At 76.8% G+C, this 17,473-nt stretch carries 13 protein-coding genes and 2 pseudogenes; 10 read left to right on the plus strand and 5 right to left on the minus strand.

Annotated elements, in window-relative coordinates; all coding sequences use genetic code 11:
• The 4 genes and pseudogenes from IEY75_RS21360 to IEY75_RS20350 form a co-directional block, all read right to left on the minus strand.
• Positions 1-568 (minus strand): annotated as a pseudogene (locus IEY75_RS21360) (spore surface glycoprotein BclB); the annotation flags it as partial.
• A gap of 298 nt (positions 569-866) precedes the next feature.
• Positions 867-1,421, minus strand: coding sequence for a Rieske (2Fe-2S) protein (locus IEY75_RS20340; protein WP_189116007.1), 555 nt, complete (start codon positions 1,419-1,421; stop codon positions 867-869).
• Between the two features lie 117 nt (positions 1,422-1,538).
• Complete coding sequence (locus IEY75_RS20345) at positions 1,539-3,035, minus strand: NADH-quinone oxidoreductase subunit NuoF family protein (RefSeq protein WP_189116008.1); 1,497 nt, start codon at positions 3,033-3,035, stop codon at positions 1,539-1,541.
• Positions 3,032-4,780, minus strand: coding sequence for a ferric reductase-like transmembrane domain-containing protein (locus IEY75_RS20350; RefSeq protein ID WP_189116009.1), 1,749 nt, complete (start codon positions 4,778-4,780; stop codon positions 3,032-3,034). Before IEY75_RS20350 ends, IEY75_RS20345 begins: the two co-directional genes overlap by 4 nt.
• Before the next feature lie 650 nt (positions 4,781-5,430).
• Between IEY75_RS20350 and IEY75_RS20355 the strand changes: the two genes are divergently transcribed.
• From IEY75_RS20355 to egtD, 7 genes are all read left to right on the plus strand, one after another.
• Complete coding sequence (locus IEY75_RS20355) at positions 5,431-7,722, plus strand: UvrD-helicase domain-containing protein (protein WP_189116010.1); 2,292 nt, start codon at positions 5,431-5,433, stop codon at positions 7,720-7,722.
• A gap of 240 nt (positions 7,723-7,962) precedes the next feature.
• Positions 7,963-8,517 carry a hypothetical protein gene (locus IEY75_RS20360; protein WP_189116011.1) on the plus strand — a complete coding sequence of 185 codons (555 nt, stop codon included), beginning with the start codon at positions 7,963-7,965 and terminating at the stop codon, positions 8,515-8,517.
• A gap of 106 nt (positions 8,518-8,623) precedes the next feature.
• The gene (locus tag IEY75_RS20365; RefSeq protein ID WP_189116012.1) at positions 8,624-9,676 is read left to right on the plus strand and encodes a potassium channel family protein; all 1,053 of its coding nucleotides are present in this window, start codon (positions 8,624-8,626) and stop codon (positions 9,674-9,676) included.
• Positions 9,677-9,996: 320 nt separating this feature from the next.
• Positions 9,997-11,265, plus strand: a complete 1,269-nt coding sequence (locus tag IEY75_RS20370) for a glutamate-cysteine ligase family protein (RefSeq protein WP_189116013.1) — start codon at positions 9,997-9,999, stop codon at positions 11,263-11,265.
• On the plus strand, positions 11,262-12,596 hold the full coding sequence (gene egtB / locus IEY75_RS20375) for an ergothioneine biosynthesis protein EgtB (RefSeq protein WP_189116014.1): 1,335 nt from the start codon (positions 11,262-11,264) through the stop codon (positions 12,594-12,596). The genes IEY75_RS20370 and egtB overlap by 4 nt, the downstream gene beginning before the upstream one ends.
• A 3-nt stretch (positions 12,597-12,599) precedes the next feature.
• Complete coding sequence (gene egtC / locus IEY75_RS20380; protein WP_189116015.1) at positions 12,600-13,343, plus strand: ergothioneine biosynthesis protein EgtC; 744 nt, start codon at positions 12,600-12,602, stop codon at positions 13,341-13,343.
• Positions 13,344-13,373: 30 nt separating this feature from the next.
• A complete protein-coding gene (egtD, locus tag IEY75_RS20385) occupies positions 13,374-14,345 on the plus strand; it encodes an L-histidine N(alpha)-methyltransferase (RefSeq protein WP_189116016.1) in 972 nt (323 codons plus the stop codon).
• Positions 14,346-14,356: 11 nt separating this feature from the next.
• Here the strand turns inward: egtD and IEY75_RS20390 are convergent, their stop codons facing one another.
• Complete coding sequence (locus tag IEY75_RS20390) at positions 14,357-15,094, minus strand: M23 family metallopeptidase (protein ID WP_189116017.1); 738 nt, start codon at positions 15,092-15,094, stop codon at positions 14,357-14,359.
• Positions 15,095-15,199: 105 nt separating this feature from the next.
• On the opposite strand from IEY75_RS20390, the pseudogene IEY75_RS20395 reads away from it, so the two are divergent.
• The 3 genes and pseudogenes from IEY75_RS20395 to IEY75_RS20405 all read left to right on the plus strand — a co-directional run bounded on the left by IEY75_RS20395 (position 15,200) and on the right by IEY75_RS20405 (position 17,319).
• A pseudogene (locus IEY75_RS20395) lies at positions 15,200-16,110 on the plus strand (pirin family protein).
• A 124-nt stretch (positions 16,111-16,234) separates the two neighbouring features.
• Positions 16,235-16,768, plus strand: a complete 534-nt coding sequence (locus IEY75_RS20400) for a hypothetical protein (protein ID WP_229789964.1) — start codon at positions 16,235-16,237, stop codon at positions 16,766-16,768.
• Positions 16,769-16,812: 44 nt separating this feature from the next.
• A complete protein-coding gene (locus tag IEY75_RS20405) occupies positions 16,813-17,319 on the plus strand; it encodes a cytidine/deoxycytidylate deaminase family protein (RefSeq protein ID WP_189116018.1) in 507 nt (168 codons plus the stop codon).
• The last annotated feature ends 154 nt before the right edge of the window (positions 17,320-17,473 follow it).

Consider the following 17,473-nt stretch of genomic DNA (forward strand, 5'->3'; position numbering starts at 1 on the left):
CCTTGGCTCCGTCTGCGCCGGTGTCGCCCTTGTCGCCCTTGGCTCCGTCTGCGCCGGTGTCGCCCTTGTCGCCCTTGGCTCCGTCTGCGCCGGTGTCGCCCTTGTCGCCCTTGGCTCCGTCTGCGCCCGTGGCACCCGTGTCGCCCTTGGCTCCGTCTGCGCCGGTGTCGCCCTTGTCGCCCTTGGCTCCGTCTGCGCCGGTGTCGCCCTTGTCGCCCTTGGCTCCGTCTGCGCCCGTGGCACCCGTGTCGCCCTTGGCGCCGGCAGGACCCGTGTGCCCGTCCGTGCCGGCACTGCCCTGCGGCCCGGCCGGTCCCTGCGCGCCGGTGGCCCCGGTGTCGCCCTTCACGCCCTTCACGTTCCAGTGCAGCGTCTTCTCATTGGCTTTGCAGCGGCTGCCGGCCTGGTAGTCGATGACGCGCAGCGCGCCGGTCTGCGCGGTGCGACACGCGGTGATCTTGTCGGTGTTGGTCGCGGGGATGGCCGCGTAGGCCGAGGTGGCGGCACCGATGACGAGGGCGAATGCGGTGACGGACAGGGCCGCGATGGTGCGCTTCTTCCGAGCCACGGACTCTCCTTCAGACGTGAGGGCGTCGTGCTGCGGGCTCGGTTTCGCCACTGGCTCCCCGTCGGGCACGGGCGACCAGATGCCACCCGACGGATCACTGCACTCCCGGCGACCCTGACGGGGTCACCTCATTACGGTAGGAAGTCGGCTCCTGTCGTGATGTCGGCCCGGCAGGCCGGATGGTCAGCCGATCGGTTTCCGATTTGACCCGGATGATCCCCGCGCCGCCGTACCGCCACGCACGACGACGGCGGCCGACCCCCGAGGGTCGGCAGCCGTCTTTCGTCGCTGCGGGGGTTTACGCGCGGAAGATCTCTCCGTTGCGGACGCGCAGCTTGCGCCGCGTCAGGCCGCTCTGCGCCGGCCCCTTGGTGACCGCGCCCTGCTCGTCGAACTGCGCGCCGTGGCCGGAGCAACTGATCGTCCCGTCCTCGGGCGGGCTGACCTGCACCCCCTGGTGCGGGCAGGCGGCGTCGAACGCCCGGAACCGGCCCTCCTTCGGCTGCATCACCAGCAGGCCGTCGATGACCTTGCCGCCGCCGACGGGGATGTCGTCCACCTTGGCGAGTGCGTCGCCGGCAGGCGCGTCGCCGCCGCCACCGCCGTTGTTGCCGCCGCTGCCGCCACCGTCGCCGCCGCTACCACCGCCGCCGGTGTCGGCGCTCGCGGAGGCCCCGGCGTTGTTGACCGGCGGCACGCTGTACCCGCTGTAGTCGTCGCCGCAGGCACTGAGCAGCGCGGCGACGCTGACACCGCCCGCGGCGGCGAGAATGCCGCGGCGGACCGGGCAGATGGCGTCGGCCCGCGGACGGGCGCCTGGAGTGGGGGACGGGGACTGCGGGGCGGGGCTCATGGGAGGGCACCATCCTCTGCGTCGGGCGACGGCCGGAAAGGTCCGTCGCGGTGGGTTACTTCACTGTCGGTCAGGGGACTCAGGTCGGGCTGTGGTCGGGGTGTGGGTCGGCTGAGGTCAACGGCGTCTGGGCATCCCCATGGGGACCGGGGCGCCGTTGCGGGTCAGCTTCAGCGCCAGTTCGGGGCAGACCTTGACGGCCTGCTTGGCGTCGCCCTCCAACCAGGGCGGCACCGGCAGGTCGGGCAGGGCGGGGTACCCGTTGCCGTCGAGGCGGATCAGCTCCGGCGCGACGTACGCGCACAGCCCGTGGCCGTCGCAGCGGCTCCAGTCGACGGACAGCCGCAGCGCGCCCTCGCCCGCCTTGCGGGGCATCGGCAGCACCTCGTCGACCTGCCGGCCGCAGGTGCCGTTGCGGGCGTGCTCGCTGATCTCCTCGGCGAAGGTCTCCATCGCCGAGATCGTGAACGCCGCCGTGCCGTCGGGGTGGCTGCACGCGCCGCGGCCCTTGACCACGCCCACCGCGGCCCGGACGGCCAGCACGTTGCCGGTCCCCGCGACGACCTCGCGGACCAGCCGCGCGACGTCCGGCAGCCCGAACCGGCACGGGCCGCACTGGCCGGCCGACTCGCCGGCCAGGTACTGCACGACGCGGGCCACCTCGCCCAGCGGGCAGGTCTTGCTGCCCAGCGGGATGATGATGCCCGCGCCGAGCGCGCCGCCGACGGCCGCCATACCGGCGCGGGAGACCTCGGCCTTCTCCGCCGCCTCCGCGGTGATCCACTTTCCGTGGAAGCCGCCGGTCAGGACGGGGGTGCCGGTCTCGGCGCCGCACAGCCGCAGCACCTCGCGCAGCGGGGTGCCCGTGGCGCACTCGACCACGGCGGGGCGCTGGGCGCTGCCGGAGACCGTCAGCATCACCGTGCCGGGCTCGGCCTGGGTGCCGACCGAGGCGTAGTGCGCCGCGCCGATGCGGGCGGCGATGGCCAGTTGGGCGAACGTCTCGGCATTGGACAGCAGGGTCGGCAGCGCGTCGACGCCCGAGTCGCTGGAGCGCGTCTTGACGCCCGGCGGGATGTGCGCCTCGCCGTTGATCCCGTTGACCATCGCGCCGCCCTCGCCGGAGATGAACCGGTGCGGTACGGCGACGATCCGGGTGGGCACCGGCATCTGGCGTTCGGCGAGCGCGCTGGTCAGCGACCGCTCACCCACGCCGTCGTCGCCGATGCCGATGACGATCTCGTCGGAGCCCAGCGCCTCGGCGACCAGCGTCGCCCCGTCCAGGATCAGGTGCGGGGCGCGGGTGAGCAGCGTCTTGTCCTTCCACGCCGCCGGCTCGCCCTCGGTGGCGTTGACGACGACGACGGTCGCCAGGTTGCGCTCTCCGGCCGAGTCCACGACAGCCCGGATCTTGCGGGCGAACGGGAAGCCGGCGCCGCCGCGGCCCTTGAGGCTGATCTGCTCGCTCAGCTCGATCAGCTCCTCGATGCCCAGCTCTGGCAGCCCGCCGTGGATCTCCTCGTGCGCCCACAGGTTGAGCCGGCGGTACACGTCGAAGCCGGCGGTCAGGCGGGGGGTGCCGACGGAGACGACGAACGGGACGGACTTGTTCACCGCGCCTCCCGCCAGCTCATCTCGTACGCCTCGTCGTCGTACTCCTCGTCCGAGGCCCGGTACCGGGGGCGGTTGCGGCCCGTGCCGGCGCGCTCGGCGCGCCGCGCCCGCCGGTTGGCCAGGTCGACCAGGGTCGGGGTCTCGTCGGGCTCCATCCAGCCGAACTCGCCCTCGGGCGCCGCGTCGCCGTCGAAGTCGACGACGAACTCGCGCTCCGCCTCCCGCGCGGCGATGGCGGACCGCGCCGCTGCCCGGCTGTCCTCGCGGGCGGCGCGGCGGGGTTCGTACTCGCGCAGCCGCCTCGGCTGGTACGCCGCCTCGTCGGCGGCGGCGCGGCGGACCCCGCCGGACGCGCGGTCCAGCCAGTCGACCTCCGTGGTCTCCTCCTCGTACCAGGCGTCGCGCCGGTCCTCGGCGTACTCTCCGTCGCCCGGGTACTCCCCGTCGTAGGCGGCGTCCACCTCGTCCACGTCGTCGTCCTCGGCGAACTCCTCGTCCTCGAACTCGTCCTCGTCGTACGCGGCCCGTGCGCCACGGGCCTGCTCCCGGCCGGCGAAGTCCGCCCCGGAGCCCGGCGCGTCGTCGTCGAACTCGTCGGCGAAGTCGTCCTCGTCGCGGTCCTCGCCCGGCCGCCCGGCGAACCGCGCGTCGAGGTCCGCGACGAACCGCGCGTCGGCCGCGCGCACCTGCGGGGTCGCCCGGCCCACCGGCACCGCGGCCAGCGCCGCCCGCCGGGCGGCCGCCTTCGCGGCGGACCGCGCGGCCGCCTGGGCGGCGGCGATCCTGGCCGCGGACCGCGCGGCCGGCTCCGCGGGTGCCGGCGGCTCGTCCTCGTCCTCCGCGTCCTCCTCCGGCTGGGTCGCGGGGACCAGGGTGTGGGCGTTGGCCGCCCAGGACTCCGCCGACTTGGCCCAGCGCTCCTCCAGCGGGTTGGTGGCCCGCTCCGGCGGGGTCGCGCGGCCCCGCGCGGGTGTGGCGTCCACGGCGCGGACCTGCCGCCCCTCGGCGTCGATGGCCAGCGCCGGGCGGGCGACCCGGCCCCGCTCCTGCTGCCGGCCGCGGTTGGTGGCCAGGCGCAGCAGCAGGGCCGCGGTGACGGCCAGGACGCACAGCAGGTACGAGGCGGTGACCCAGGTGGCCGGGCGCCGGCCGGCACCGAGGCCGTGCAGCAGCGCCAGCGGCCACGTCAGGTACGCGACGCTGTGCAGCAGCCGCCAGACCCGCGGGCTCCAGCGGTCGGCGAAGACCGCCCGGGCGATGCCCGTCCAGAACAGGAACAGCATCAGGTAGCCGGAGACCGGGCCCAGCCCCAGGTACAGGTTGGTGGTGGCGCCCGGGTTGGTGAACGGCACGAACGCGTTGAACAGGGTGATCGTCCCGCCGGTCGCCTTGGTCCACACGTGGACGGCGAGGAACGCCATCGAGAACAGCGCCATGCAGCGGTGGATCGCCTGCATCCAGACCCGCAGCCGCGGGTTGAGCACGATCCGGTCGGTCGCGACCAGTCCGAAGATCACGGTGCCGGTGAGGCCCATCAGGATGAAGACGCCGGCGTAGAAGTGCATGAAGTAGAAGGTGAACGTGTAGGCGACGCGCCCGACGGTGCTGGAGGCGGCGGCCACGTACACGGCAGCGGCGACGGCCAGGCTCCCGGCGACGGTCCAGAGGCGCGGCAGTCGGCGGGTACCGGCGGAACTGGCGCCGCCCGCGCCCGCGGTCCGCTGTGCGCGCTCGCGTGTGGCCATGGGCTCCTCGTCTGGTGTTCGGACGACGTCGGTGCGCCGCCGCGGGCGGTAACGACGTTTCCACCGGCGGTTGCGGCAAGAGGTACGCAGGAATCCGGCCAGCGGATGAATACCGGCTCAGGTTTTCTGTGTAGCGGGCTCCTCCCCAGGTCAGCGCGGCGGGCGCGGGGCAGGGTCCCTCGGCCGGGGGACGGCCGGGCGACGCGCTCCCGGGGTGCCGCCGGTCACCAGGAAATGATCCCGTCCGCGCGGTGCCCGCAGGTTCGGCCGGGCGGGCGCGATGCGCTGCCGGGGGACCACCGCGGCGGGCCGCGTGGACCGGGCGAAACGGGACGGCGGGCGGGATCGCACGCACGGGGGCCGCGGGGGCGGTATCGTCGGAGACCGGTCGCCGTCGCCTCCGCGGCTTCGCCTCCACCACGCTCCGGTCCACCACGGCTCCGGTTCGACCACGGTGTCGCTTCGTCGCGGGGTCGCGCGGGTGGCGGACGGACCGCGGCGGGCGGGGACCGGCCCGGACGGGAAGCACGGCCGACGCCCGCACACACAAGAGCGGACCGCTCCGCACTTTGACCTCGATCGGTCTTCAGTGCTGCGATCCGCTCTACCCGCCAGCATAACGGACAGGGCAGAAATTGTCAACGAGTCGCTTGGACGCACCTCGACCCGCCGACGCCGCCGCGGCCCTCGCGGCCGAGCAGGCGCACCTCGACCGGCTGTACGACCGGCTCGACGCCCTGCGGGCCGCGGCCGGGCAGCGGCTGCGCGAGGCGCTGCGCGAGACCGGGGGCACCCCGGCCACCCGCGCCGAGCGGGAGAGCCGGGTGGCGGCCCACCGCGCCGACGAGGCGCGCCTGGCGGCGGTCGAGGAGGGCCTGTGCTTCGGGCGCCTCGACACCACCGACGGAGGCCGGACCTACATCGGCCGGATCGGCCTGCGCGCCGAGGACCCCGAGGCGCCGCCGCTGCTGGTCGACTGGCGGGCACCGGCCGCCCGGCCGTTCTACCTGGCCACCGCCGCCGCGCCCGAGGGGGTCCGCCGCCGCCGGCACCTGCGCACCAGCGGCCGCACGCTGCGCGGCGTCGACGACGAGGTCCTCGACCTCGACGAGGCCCGGCACGGCCGGGGCGCCGACGTCACCGGGGAGGCGGCGCTGCTGGCCGCCGTGGCCGCCCCGCGGTCCGGGCGGATGCGCGACATCGTCGCCACGATCCAGGCCGAGCAGGACCGGATCATCCGGGCGCCGCTGGCCGGCACCCTCGTCGTGCAGGGCGGCCCGGGGACCGGCAAGACCGCGGTCGCGCTGCACCGGGCCGCCTACCTGCTGTACACCCACCGCCGCGAGCTGACCAGCCGCGCCGTGCTCATCGTCGGGCCGAACACCACCTTCCTGCGGTACATCGCGCACGTCCTGCCCTCCCTGGCCGAGACCGGCGTGGTGCTCCAGACCCCCGGCGACCTGTACCCCGGCGTGAGCGCGCGGCGGCCCGAGCGGCCCGAGGTGGCGGCCGTCAAGGGCGACCGGGCGATGGCGGCGGTGCTGGCCGCCGCGGTCGCCGACCGCCAGGTCGTGCCGGCCGGGCCCGTCGAGGTCCCGGCCGAGGACGGCCCGCTGACGCTGGAGCCGGCCACGGTCGCCGCCGCCCGGGAGCGGGTCCGGCGCACGGGGCGCCCGCACAACCTCGCCCGGCCCCTGTTCGACATCGAGGTCGTGCACGCCCTCGCCGACCAGGTGGCCGCCCGCATCGGCGCCGACCCGCTGGGCGGGGACAACCTGCTGACCGCGGGCGACCTGGCGGACCTGCGCGGCGAGCTGCGCCGCGACCCGGGGCTGCGGGCCGAGCTGGACGCACTGTGGCCGGTCCTGACCCCCGAGGAGCTGGTCGCCGACCTGCTCGGCGACCGGGACCGGCTCGCGGCGGCGGCCGGGTCGCTGCCGGCCGCGCAGCGCGAGCTGCTGTACCGGGCCGACGGCGCCGCCTTCACCGCCGCCGACGCCCCGCTGCTGGACGAGGCGGCCGAACTGCTCGGGGTCGACGACCGGGCGGCGGCGCGCGCGGCGGCCCGCGCGCGCCGCCGCGCCGAGTCCTACGCCGAGGGGGCGCTGGACATCGTCCGGGGGTCCGCCTCGATCGACGTCGAGGATGAGGACGACCCCGAGATCCTGGCCGCCACCGACCTGCTCGACGCCGCCCAGCTCGCCGCCCGGCACGTCGACGCCGACGCCCGGACCGCCGCCGAGCGCGCGGCCGCCGACCGGGAGTGGGCGTACGGGCACGTGATCGTCGACGAGGCGCAGGAGCTGTCGGAGATGGACTGGCGGGTGCTGATGCGCCGCTGCCCCAGCCGCTCCATGACGATCGTCGGCGACACGGCGCAGACCGGCCGGCACGGCGGCGCGGCCTCCTGGTCGGACGTCCTCGCGCCGTACCTGGCCGACCGCTGGCGACTGGCCGAGCTGACCGTCAGCTACCGGACCCCGGCCGAGATCCTCGACGTGGCCGGCGGGGTGCTGGCGCGGATCGACCCGGCGCTGAGCCCGCCGGCCGCGGTCCGGTCGGCGGGCGTGGCCCCCCGCGCGTACCGGGTGGCCGAGGAGTCGCTGGCGCAGGAGGCCGCGCGCCGGGCCGGCGCGGAGCTGGCGGCGCTCGGCGCCGGCACCGTCGCGGTGGTGCTCCCGGACGACCGGTACGCCGCGCTGGCGCCGGCGGTCCGCCAGGCGGGTGCCGCCGCGGGGGACCGGCTGGCCGTGTGGACGGTGGGGCGCGCCAAGGGGCTGGAGTGCGACGCCGTCGTCCTCGTCGAGCCCGCCGCGCTGGTCGCCGGCTCGCCGCGCGGCTGGCAGGACCTGTACGTGGCGCTCACCCGGGCGACCGCCCGGCTGAGCGTCGTCCACGCCGCCGCGCTGCCCACGCCGCTGGCCGGCCTCGCCGCGGGGTAGCCGCGCGCCTGCGGATCCGCCCCGGGAGGCCGGCGGATTCCGCCTCCGACCGTCCGCTGCCGGCCTCCGCCCGTCGGCCGTTGCCTCCGACCGTCCGCTGCCGACTGCCGACTGCCGGCCGCCGACCGTCGGGAAGGGATGGTCAGTGCCCGGGTGCCGCCGCCGCGCCGGACGGCCGGTTCCGCGCGGCCGCGGCGCCCTCTACGGTGGAGGGACACGCCTCTCGTGAGGAGGTTCCGGATGTCCCTCTCCACCTCGCCCGGCGCCCGGTCCCCGCGGACCGCCACCCCCGCCGCGGACGCCGGTACCGCGGCCGCCCCTGTGCCCGACACCGGCTCCGCCGCCCCAAACGCCCCCGGAACCCGGCCGGACCGGCTCCAGACCGTCGTCGCGCTCGCGCTGCTCGCCCTGTTCGCCGCCGCCCTCGTCGTCCTCGCCACCATGCGCGACGACCCGCACTGGGACCGCCTGGTGTACCTGCTGACCGGCTTCGAGGCGGTCGTGTTCGCCGCCGTCGGGGCGTTCTTCGGCGTCACGGTGCAGCGCGGCGCCGTGGCAGCGGCCCGGCGCGCCGCGGACGAGGCGGGCGCGCGGGCGGCCGAGGCGCGCGCCGACGCCCGCCTCCAGCGGGAGCGCGGCGAGGCCGCGCGGCAGGACGCGACGGCCGGGCGGGCGCTGGCCGCGGCCGTCCTCGCGGCCCGGGACCGGACCGCCGCGGGCCGCTCCGGCGACGGGGCCGCCGCCGAGCTGGGCGAACTCGCCGAGGCCCTGTTCCGCGACCCGGACCGCCGCTGACCGGTCCGTGTGCGGTCGGGGCCGGGTGGCCCGGCGCGTCGCCGCTGACGTCGGCGGGGCGGCGGCCCCACACCCGCGGTGGCGGCCGGTCGCATAGGGTGGCGTCGTGGACGTCGATGATCCGACCGGCGCCGCGGCCGCGGTCCACCTGCCACCGCGGCGCAGCCGCCCGTTGCAGGCCCTCACCGTCCGGCTCGGCTTCGCCCTCGCCCTGATCCTCGTCGTGGTGGCCGCCGTCTACGGCGACCGGGACGGCTACCGCGACGTCAACGGCGACGGCCTCACCCTGATCGACGCGTTCTACTACGCGGTGGTCTCGCTCTCCACCACCGGGTACGGCGACATCACGCCCGCCACGGCGGCGGCCCGGACGGTCAACGTCCTGCTGGTCACGCCCGCCCGCGTGCTCTTTCTGATCATTCTGGTCGGGACCACCCTGGAGATCCTGACCGAGCAGTACCGCAGGGGGCTGCGCGTCAACCGGTGGAGGCGGACCGTGAAGGACCACGTGATCATCTGCGGCTACGGCACCAAGGGGCGCAGCGCGGTGACCGCGCTCCAGGAGAACGGCACGCCGATCGACAAGATCGTCGTGGTCGAGCGCGACCCCGCCCGGGTGCGCGAGGCCGCCGCGGCGGGGCTGGCCGCGATCGAGGGCTCGGGGACCCGGTCGGCGATCCTGGTGGAGGCCAACATCCACCTCGCCAAGACCCTCATGATCGCCACGGACCGCGACGACGCCGCCGTCCTGGTGGCGTTGACGGCGCGGCAGCTCACCGCCGGCAAGGTGCGCATCGTCGCCGCCGTCCGCGAGGCCGAGAACGCGCCGCTGCTGCGGCAGAGCGGCGCCCACCACGTGATCGTCTCCTCGGCGACGGCCGGCCGGCTGCTGGGCCTGTCCAGCTCGGCGCCGCCGCTGCTGGACGTCGTGGAGGACCTGCTGGCTCCCGGCCACGGGATCAGCCTGGCCATGCGCTCGGCCACCCGCGAGGAGGTGGGGCGGCCGCCGCGCAGCCTGGCCGAGGTCGTGATCGCCGTGATCCGGCGCGGTCAGGTCCTGGGCCTTGACGACAGCAGGGCGGGCAAGGTCGAATCGGGCGATCAGCTCGCCTATGTCCGCCACGTCACCCCCGGGCGTGAGCCGGCCGGCCGTTCCTGACGGCCGGCCGTCCGCGTCGGCGCGGCCGGATTCGCGGCAGCCGATGTCGGCGGCTCCCGCTAGGGTCGGGGAGTCGCCCGGCGCGGTGCCCGGCACTTCGGCGCGGTATCTGGCACCCCGGCGCGGTGCCTGGCACCCCGGCGCGGGAGCCAGGCACCCGTTCCCGGCTGGTCAGCTTCGGGCGGCCGGGTTCGGGGGCGGGGACCGGTCCGGTGGCCGGCGGCGGTGCCGCGCGGTCGCCCGGAAGCGGCGGGGGTACCGCGCCGTCGCACCTCGCAACACCGCACGGGGTTCCTGGCCACCGGACGAAAGGCGCGTGGATGCCTCACCATGCGGCACCGACCGCGACCGGGCCTGTCCCGGCACCCCCCGACCCCGCCGCGGCGACCCTGACCTCGGTCGGGCAGGCCGAGGAGTACGTCGCGGCGCGGGCCCTGCGCTGCGGCCGCGCCAGCCGGACGGGGGTGGAGCTGGAGTTCACCGTCCACCACGCCGACGACCCCGCCCGGCGGCTGGCGGCCCCCGAACTGGCCGCCGCACTCGGCGCCCACGCCCCGACCGGCCTCGGCGGGGCGGCCGCGCCGCTGGCCGGCGGCGGCGCCCTGACCCTGGAGCCGGGGGGCCAGGTGGAGATCTCCAGCCGGCCGTACGCGTCGTTGGACGCCCTGCTCGCCGCCACCGCGGCGGACGTCGCGGACCTGGCCGCCCTGCTCGCCGCCGGGGGCCTCGCCCTGGGCGGGTCGGGCCTGGACCCGCACCGGCCCCCGCACCGCGTGCTCAGCTCGCCCCGCTACGACGCGATGGCCGCCGCCTACGACCGGTGCGGCCCGGCCGGCCACGTCATGATGCGCAGTACCGCCGGCCTCCAGGTCTGCGTCGACCCCGGCGAGTGCGGGCAGGCGGCCGACCGCTGGGCGCTCGTGCACCTGCTCGGCCCGCCGCTGCTCGCCGCGTTCGCCACCGCCGACCGGCATGCCGGCCGGCCCACCGGCCGGGCGTCCGCGCGGATGTGCGCCTGGCTCGACATCCGGGCCGGCCGGACCGACCCGGTGTGGACGGCCGCCACCGCCGCGGTGCCCCCGGACCTCGCCTGGGCGCGGTACGCGCTCGCGGCGCCGCTGCTGTGCGTCCGCCGGCCGGACGGCGACTGGACCGCCCCGCCGGACGTCACGTTCGCCGACTGGGTCGGGGGCGCGCTGCCGGCGCCGCCGACCACCGACGACCTCGACTACCACCTCACCACGCTGTTCCCGCCGGTGCGGCCCCGCGGCTACCTGGAGATCCGGTACCTCGACGCGCAGCCGGCCGACGCCTGGCCGACGCCGCTGCTGACCCTCAGTGCCCTGCTCGCCACCGCGCCGGTGCGGGCCGAGGCGGCCCGCCTCTGCGCCCCGGCGGCCGACCGCTGGCGCCAGGCGGCCACGCACGGCCTCGCCGACCCCGTGGTCGGCGCGGCGGCGCGGGCGGTGCTGGCGCTGGCGGCCGAGGCGGTCGCCGCGCTGGAGCTGGCGCCCGACATTCGCGCGCGCACCCAGGTGGATCTCGCGCGGCGGGTGGGTACTCGCCCGCGGGGAGGTAGCCGATCATGACTGACCTGGCCGCGGACCGGACCGACGACGCGACCCTGCGCGCCCGGGTGGCCGAGGCACTCGCGCGCTCGCGCGCGCGCACGACGGCCCTCACCGACGCCGTTGACGACGACGACCTGACCCGCCAGCACTCGCCGCTCATGTCGCCCCTGGTCTGGGACCTGGCGCACATCGGCAACCAGGAGGAGCTGTGGCTGCTGCGCGACGTCGGCGGCCGGGAGCCGGTGCGGGCCGACATCGACGCCCTGTACGACGCCTTCCGGCACGCCCGCCGGGACCGCCCGCGCCTGCCGCTGCTGCCCCCGGCCGAGGCGCGGCGGTACACCGCGACCGTGCGGGAGAAGGTCCTCGACGTCCTGGCGTCGGTGCCGCTGCACGGGGCGCCGCTGCGCACCGGCGGCTTCGCCTTCGGCATGATCCTGCAGCACGAGCAGCAGCACGCCGAGACGATGCTGGCCACCCACCAGCTCCGCCCCGGCGCCCCGGTGCTGGCGGCGCCGCCCCCTCCGCCGTCGGCCGGGATGCTGGGCACGGAGGTGTGCGTACCCGGCGGCCCGTTCGAGATGGGCGCCGACGCCGAGCCGTGGGCGCTGGACAACGAGCGGCCGGCGCACACCGTCGACGTGCCGACGTTCTTCCTCGACGCGCACCCGGTCACCAACGGCCAGTACGCGGCGTTCGTCGACGACGGCGGGTACGACACCGCGCGCTGGTGGTCGCCGGAGGGCTGGGCGCACCGGCGCGAGGCCGACCTGCGCGCCCCGATGCACTGGCGGCGCGACGGCGCCGGCTGGGCGTACCGGCGGTTCGGCCACGACGGGCCGGTCGACCCGGCGGCCCCGGTCGTGCACGTCTGCTTCCACGAGGCCGCCGCGTACGCCGCCTGGGCCGGCCGCCGGCTGCCCACCGAGGCCGAGTGGGAGAAGGCCGCCCGGCACGACCCGGCGACGGGGCGCTCGCGCCGGTACCCCTGGGGTGACGACCCGCCGACGCGGGCGCACGCCAACCTCGGGCAGCGGCACCTGGCCCCCGCCCCGGTGGGCGCGTACCCGGCCGGCGCCTCCCCGGCCGGCGTCCACCAGTTGATCGGCGACGTCTGGGAGTGGACCTCGACGACGTTCGCCGGCTACCCCGGCTTCGCCGCCTTCCCCTACCGGGAGTACTCGGAGGTCTTCTTCGGCCCGCGGTACCGGGTGCTGCGCGGCGGCTCGTTCGGCACCGACGCGCTGGCCTGCCGCGGCACCTTCCGCAACTGGGACCTGCCGATCCGCCGGCAGATCTTCAGCGGCTTCCGCTGCGCGCGCGACCCCCGCCCCGGCGAGGTGCGCTGACCCGTGTGCCGTCACCTGGCCTACCTGGGACCACCGCGGCCACTGGCCGGTCCGCTGCTCGACGACCCGCACGCCCTCGTGCGCCAGTCGTGGGCGCCGAGGGACATGCGCGGCGGCGGCACGATCAACGCCGACGGGTTCGGCGTGGGCTGGTTCCCGGCCGGCGGCGGGCCGGCGGTCCGGTACCGGCGCGACTGCCCGATGTGGGCCGACGCGAACCTGCCCGCCCTGGCGGCGGCGACCGCGTCGGGCAGCGTGCTGGCGGCGGTCCGGTCGGCGACGGTCGGCCTGCCGTGCGTGGAGACCGCCGCCGCCCCCTTCACCGACGGCGCCTGGCTGTTCAGCCACAACGGCGTCGTGCCCGGGTGGCCGGACAGCCTCGTGCCGCTGGCGGCGGCGCTGCCGCTGCGCGACCTGCTCGTCCTCGACGCCCCCACCGACGCGGCCCTGCTGTGGGCGTACGTGCGGCACGCGCTGGTCGGCGGCGCGCCGCCGGCCGCGGCGGTCGCCGACACCGTCCGCGCGGTGCGGGCGCTGGCCCCCTCGGCCCGGCTGAACCTGCTGCTCGTCGGTCCGTCCGTCGCCGTGGCCACGACGGCCGGACACGCGCTCTGGAGCCGATCCGCCGCCGGCGCGACGACCCTGGCCTCGGAGCCGCTGGACGACGACCCGGCCTGGCGGCCCGTCGCCGCGGACCGGTTGGTGGAGGCCACCGCCGGTTCCGTGATCGCACAATCACTCTCCTGACCGCCACACCCGATAATCCTGGAGGCCACGATGACCGCGCCGTTGAAGCACCTGCTCCATGACGACGATCTCGCGCGCTCCCTGCGGGCGGACGTGCGGGCCGGTCTCACGGCCACGCCCAAGTGGCTGACGCCGAAGTGGTTCTACGACGCGCGCGGCAGCGACCTGTTCGAGGAGATCACCCGGCTGCCCGAGTACTACCCGACGCGCGCCGAGCGCGCGGTGCTGGCGGCGCAGGCGGCGCAGATCGCCCGCATCACCCAGGCCAAGACGCTGGTCGAGCTGGGGTCGGGGGCCTCGGAGAAGACCCGGCTGCTGCTGGCGGCGCTGCACGAGGAGGGGAGTCTGGCCGCGTTCGTCCCGTTCGACGTGTCCGCCAGCGCGCTGACCGACTCGGCGGCCGCGATCGCCGCGGAGTACCCCGGCCTGCAGTTGCAGGGCATCGTCGGCGACTTCACCCGGCACCTGGACAGCATCCCGGCCGGCGGCGGCCGGCTGGTCGCCTTCCTCGGCGGCACGATCGGCAACCTGCTGCCCGAGGAGCGCGCCGCCCTGCTCGACTCGCTGCGCGCCGTCCTGGAGCCGGGGGAGTGGCTGCTGCTGGGCACCGACCTGGTCAAGGACCCGGCCGTGCTGGTGCCGGCGTACGACGACGCGGCGGGGGTGACGGCCGCGTTCAACCGCAACGTCCTCGCCGTCCTGAACCGGGAGCTGGGCGCCGACTTCGACCCGGCCGCGTTCGACCACGTGGCGCACTGGGACCCGCAGCGGGAGTGGATCGAGATGCGGCTGCGGGCGACCCGGGCGATGCGGGTCAGCATCCCCGCGCTGGACCTGGTGGTCGAGTTCGCCGCGGGCGAGGACCTGGGCACCGAGGTGTCGGCGAAGTTCCGGCGCGAGCGCATCGCCGCGGAGCTGGCCGCCCACGGCTTCGCGCTGGAGCACTGGTGGACCGACCCCGACGGCCTGTTCGGCGTCAGCCTCGCCCGGGCCGTGGGGTAGCCCCGCGCCTCCTACCGACCGGCCGGCGGGGTCGCCGGCAGGTCCCGGGGCCGGGCCGGGCAGCCGTGCGCGGACTGCCAGGCGCGGACCGCCGCCGCCGGTGACCGCGGTTCGCCGCGCCGCCACGCGTCCAGGTACCCGGCCGGCCACAGCACGCCGCGCCGGACCCACCAGTCGCCTGTCCCCGCGCACGCCGGGGACAGGCCGAAGTGGACGTGGCACGCGCCGGCCAGCCCGGTGTCGCCGACGTCGGCGATGCGCTGGCCGGCGCGCACCGGCCGGCCGGCGACCACGGCGGCGTCGACGCGGCGGTAGTGGGAGCCGTAGTACCGGACGCCGTCGGCGCCGCGGATCGCCACGGACAGGCCGCCGCGGGTGGCGCCGTCGTCGACGGAGGGGCGGTACCGGTCCACCCGGCTGACCTCCAGCACCGTGCCGTCGACGGGCGACAGCGCCGCGGCGCCGCAGGGCGCCATGATGTCGGCGGCCGGGTAGTCGTGGTGGGTGCGCGCGTACGTGGCCCGGCCGCCGACGGGGAAGACGTACCGGTACGCCGCCGCCCCGCCTCCGGCCGGGGTGCGCGCCGCCGCGGCCGCAGGCGCGCCGGGCGCGGGGCTGGACGGTGCCGGGGCGGCCGGGGACGGGCCGGGACCGGCGGCGGGCCGGGCCCGGCAGCCGCCCGCGGCGGCGAGGGACAGCGCGAGCGCGGCGGCACCGGCGGCCGCGGCGAGGGTGCGGTGGACAGGCATCGACGGCCACCGTACGCGCCGCGGCCGACCTCGGCGAAAAGCCCCTGGAATATTGCTTAAGCAAGTACCGTTGACGCGGGGGACCAGCCGTACCGAGGAGGCGCCATGCCCGCCGTGACCGTCCAGGACATCCGCACCCTGCCCCGCCTGCCCGACGCCGCCGGCGGCGCGCTGCGCCCCGTCCAGGGCGTCACGACCGCGCCGAGCGGCCTGGAGGGGGAGGGCTTCCCCGTCCGCCGCGCCTTCGCGGGCGTCGACCTGCGCGCCCTGGACCCGTTCATCCACCGGTCACGTACATGATCGACGGGCAGTTCGCGCACCGGGACACCCACGGCGGCGGCGGGCTGATCGCCGACGGCGACACCCAGTGGATGACGGCCGGCAGCGGCCTCCAGCACATCGAGACGCCCCCGGAGCACCTCGTCCTCAGCGGCGGCCTGTTCCACGGCGTCCAGCTCTGGGTGAACCTGCCCCGGCGCCTCAAGATGTCCGCGCCCCGGTACCAGAGCATCGCCGGCGGCAAGGTCGCGCTGCTGGCCAGCGCCGACGGCGGGGCGCTCGTCCGGGTGATCGCCGGGGAGCTGGCCGGCCACCCGGGGCCGGGCGTGACGCACACCCCGATCACGCTGGTCCACGCGAGCCTCAGCCCCGGCGCCCGCCTGCGCGTGCCGTGGCCGGCAGACTTCAACGCGCTGGCGTACGTGCTGGCGGGCCGCGGGACGGTCGGCGGCGCCGGCCAGCCCGTGGAGACCGGCCAGCTCGCCGTCCTCGGGGCCGGCGACGCGCTCCAGGTCGCCGCCGCCGAGGGCCAGGAGAGCCGGCACCCGCACCTGGAGGTGCTGCTGCTGGGCGGCGCGCCCATCCGGGAGCCGGTCGCCGCGTACGGGCCGTTCGTGATGAACACCCGGGCCGAGCTGGCCCAGGCGTTCGAGGACTACCGGGCGGGCCGGCTGGGCGTGGTGCCGGCCGACCACACCCCGCACGGCGCGGTGGGCGGGACGACACCCGGGGCCTGACCGCCCTGCTCAGGTGGGCGGCGCGGGCGCCGATGGGACACGGGTCGAGGTACGGGTCGCCGCAGGGCGGCCCGTACGCCGTACCCGGACCCGCGGGGGTCCGGCCCGAGCCCTGGAGTACGCAGTGTCCGCCACGATGCCGGTCGAGCTGGCCCCGGTCGTCTCCGCCACCGCGCGGTGGCTGTCGCACGCCTTTCCGTCGCCGTGGCCCGGCGCCTTCAGCAGCGCGCTGGTGGAGTTGCAGGCCCGGCAGGCCGTCACCGTGGCCGCCTGGCTGCGGTACCCGACGACGATCGACGCCGAGCTGCTCACGATCGCGGGTCCCGGCGGCGCCGACCACCTCGACTGGATCTTCGGTGTCGCCCCCGGCGACGACCGCGACCAGTGGCGCACGTGGGTGGACGAGGTCGCCGCGAGCTGGGCCGGCGCCATCCTCACCGACCCCCTGCTCGCCGAGTGCGCGGTCGCCTGCCTGGGCCGGCGGACCGGGTCCCGCGGCCTGACCTCGCGGTTCCGGCGCCTGCTGGCCCCGGACGAGCAGGACCGCCAGGCGGCCGTCCTGCTGCGGCACCCCGACCTGGTCGCCTCCATCGCCGACCTGCACGCCGACGAGCTGCTGCGGCTCCTCGACGGGGAGATCGCCGCCCTCCGCCACTGACCGACGACCGGAGGGCGCCGCCCTCCGGCGCTATCGTGGTCGGCATGTCCGCCCCGACTCCTGACGGCCCGGCCCGGATCTCCGGCCGGGCCGTCAGCGTGTCCGCGGACGCCGCCCTGCTGGCCGCCGCCGTGGAGCTGTCCCGGCGCTGCCCGCCCAGCCCGGCCGCGTACTCCGTCGGCGCCCTGGTCGTGGCGCCCGACGGCCGCGTCCTGGCCAGCGGCCACTCCCGCCAGGGCGACCCGGCCGCGCACGCCGAGGAGGTGGCGCTCGCCGCGCTGCCGCCCGGCGCCGCGGCCGGGGCCACCGTGTACACCTCGCTGGAGCCGTGCACGCACCGTCGGTCGCGGCCCCGCGGCTGCGCCGCGCTCATCATCGCCGCCGGGGTGAGCCGGGTCGTCCTGGCCCTGCGGGAGCCGCCGACGCTGGCCCCGTGCACCGGCGTGGCGGATCTGCTCGCCGCCGGGATCGCCGTGGTGGAGCTGGTCGACCTCGCCCCGGCTGTGCGGGCGGTGAACGCCCACCTCATGGGGGAACCCCCCGGGGCGTGAGCCGCGGGGGGTTCCAGGAGCGGGTGTGTTCAGCGCCAGGTGTCGTACTGGTAGAGCTTGTGGGTTTTCATGAGGGAGGTGACTTTGGTGTAGTACTGGGGGTCGGTGGCGTAGCCGGCTTTCCACATGCGGTAGAGGAATTTGTTGCTGGAGC

Source organism: Pilimelia terevasa (genome assembly GCF_014647915.1).
Classification (GTDB): Bacteria; Actinomycetota; Actinomycetes; order Mycobacteriales; family Micromonosporaceae; genus Pilimelia; species Pilimelia terevasa.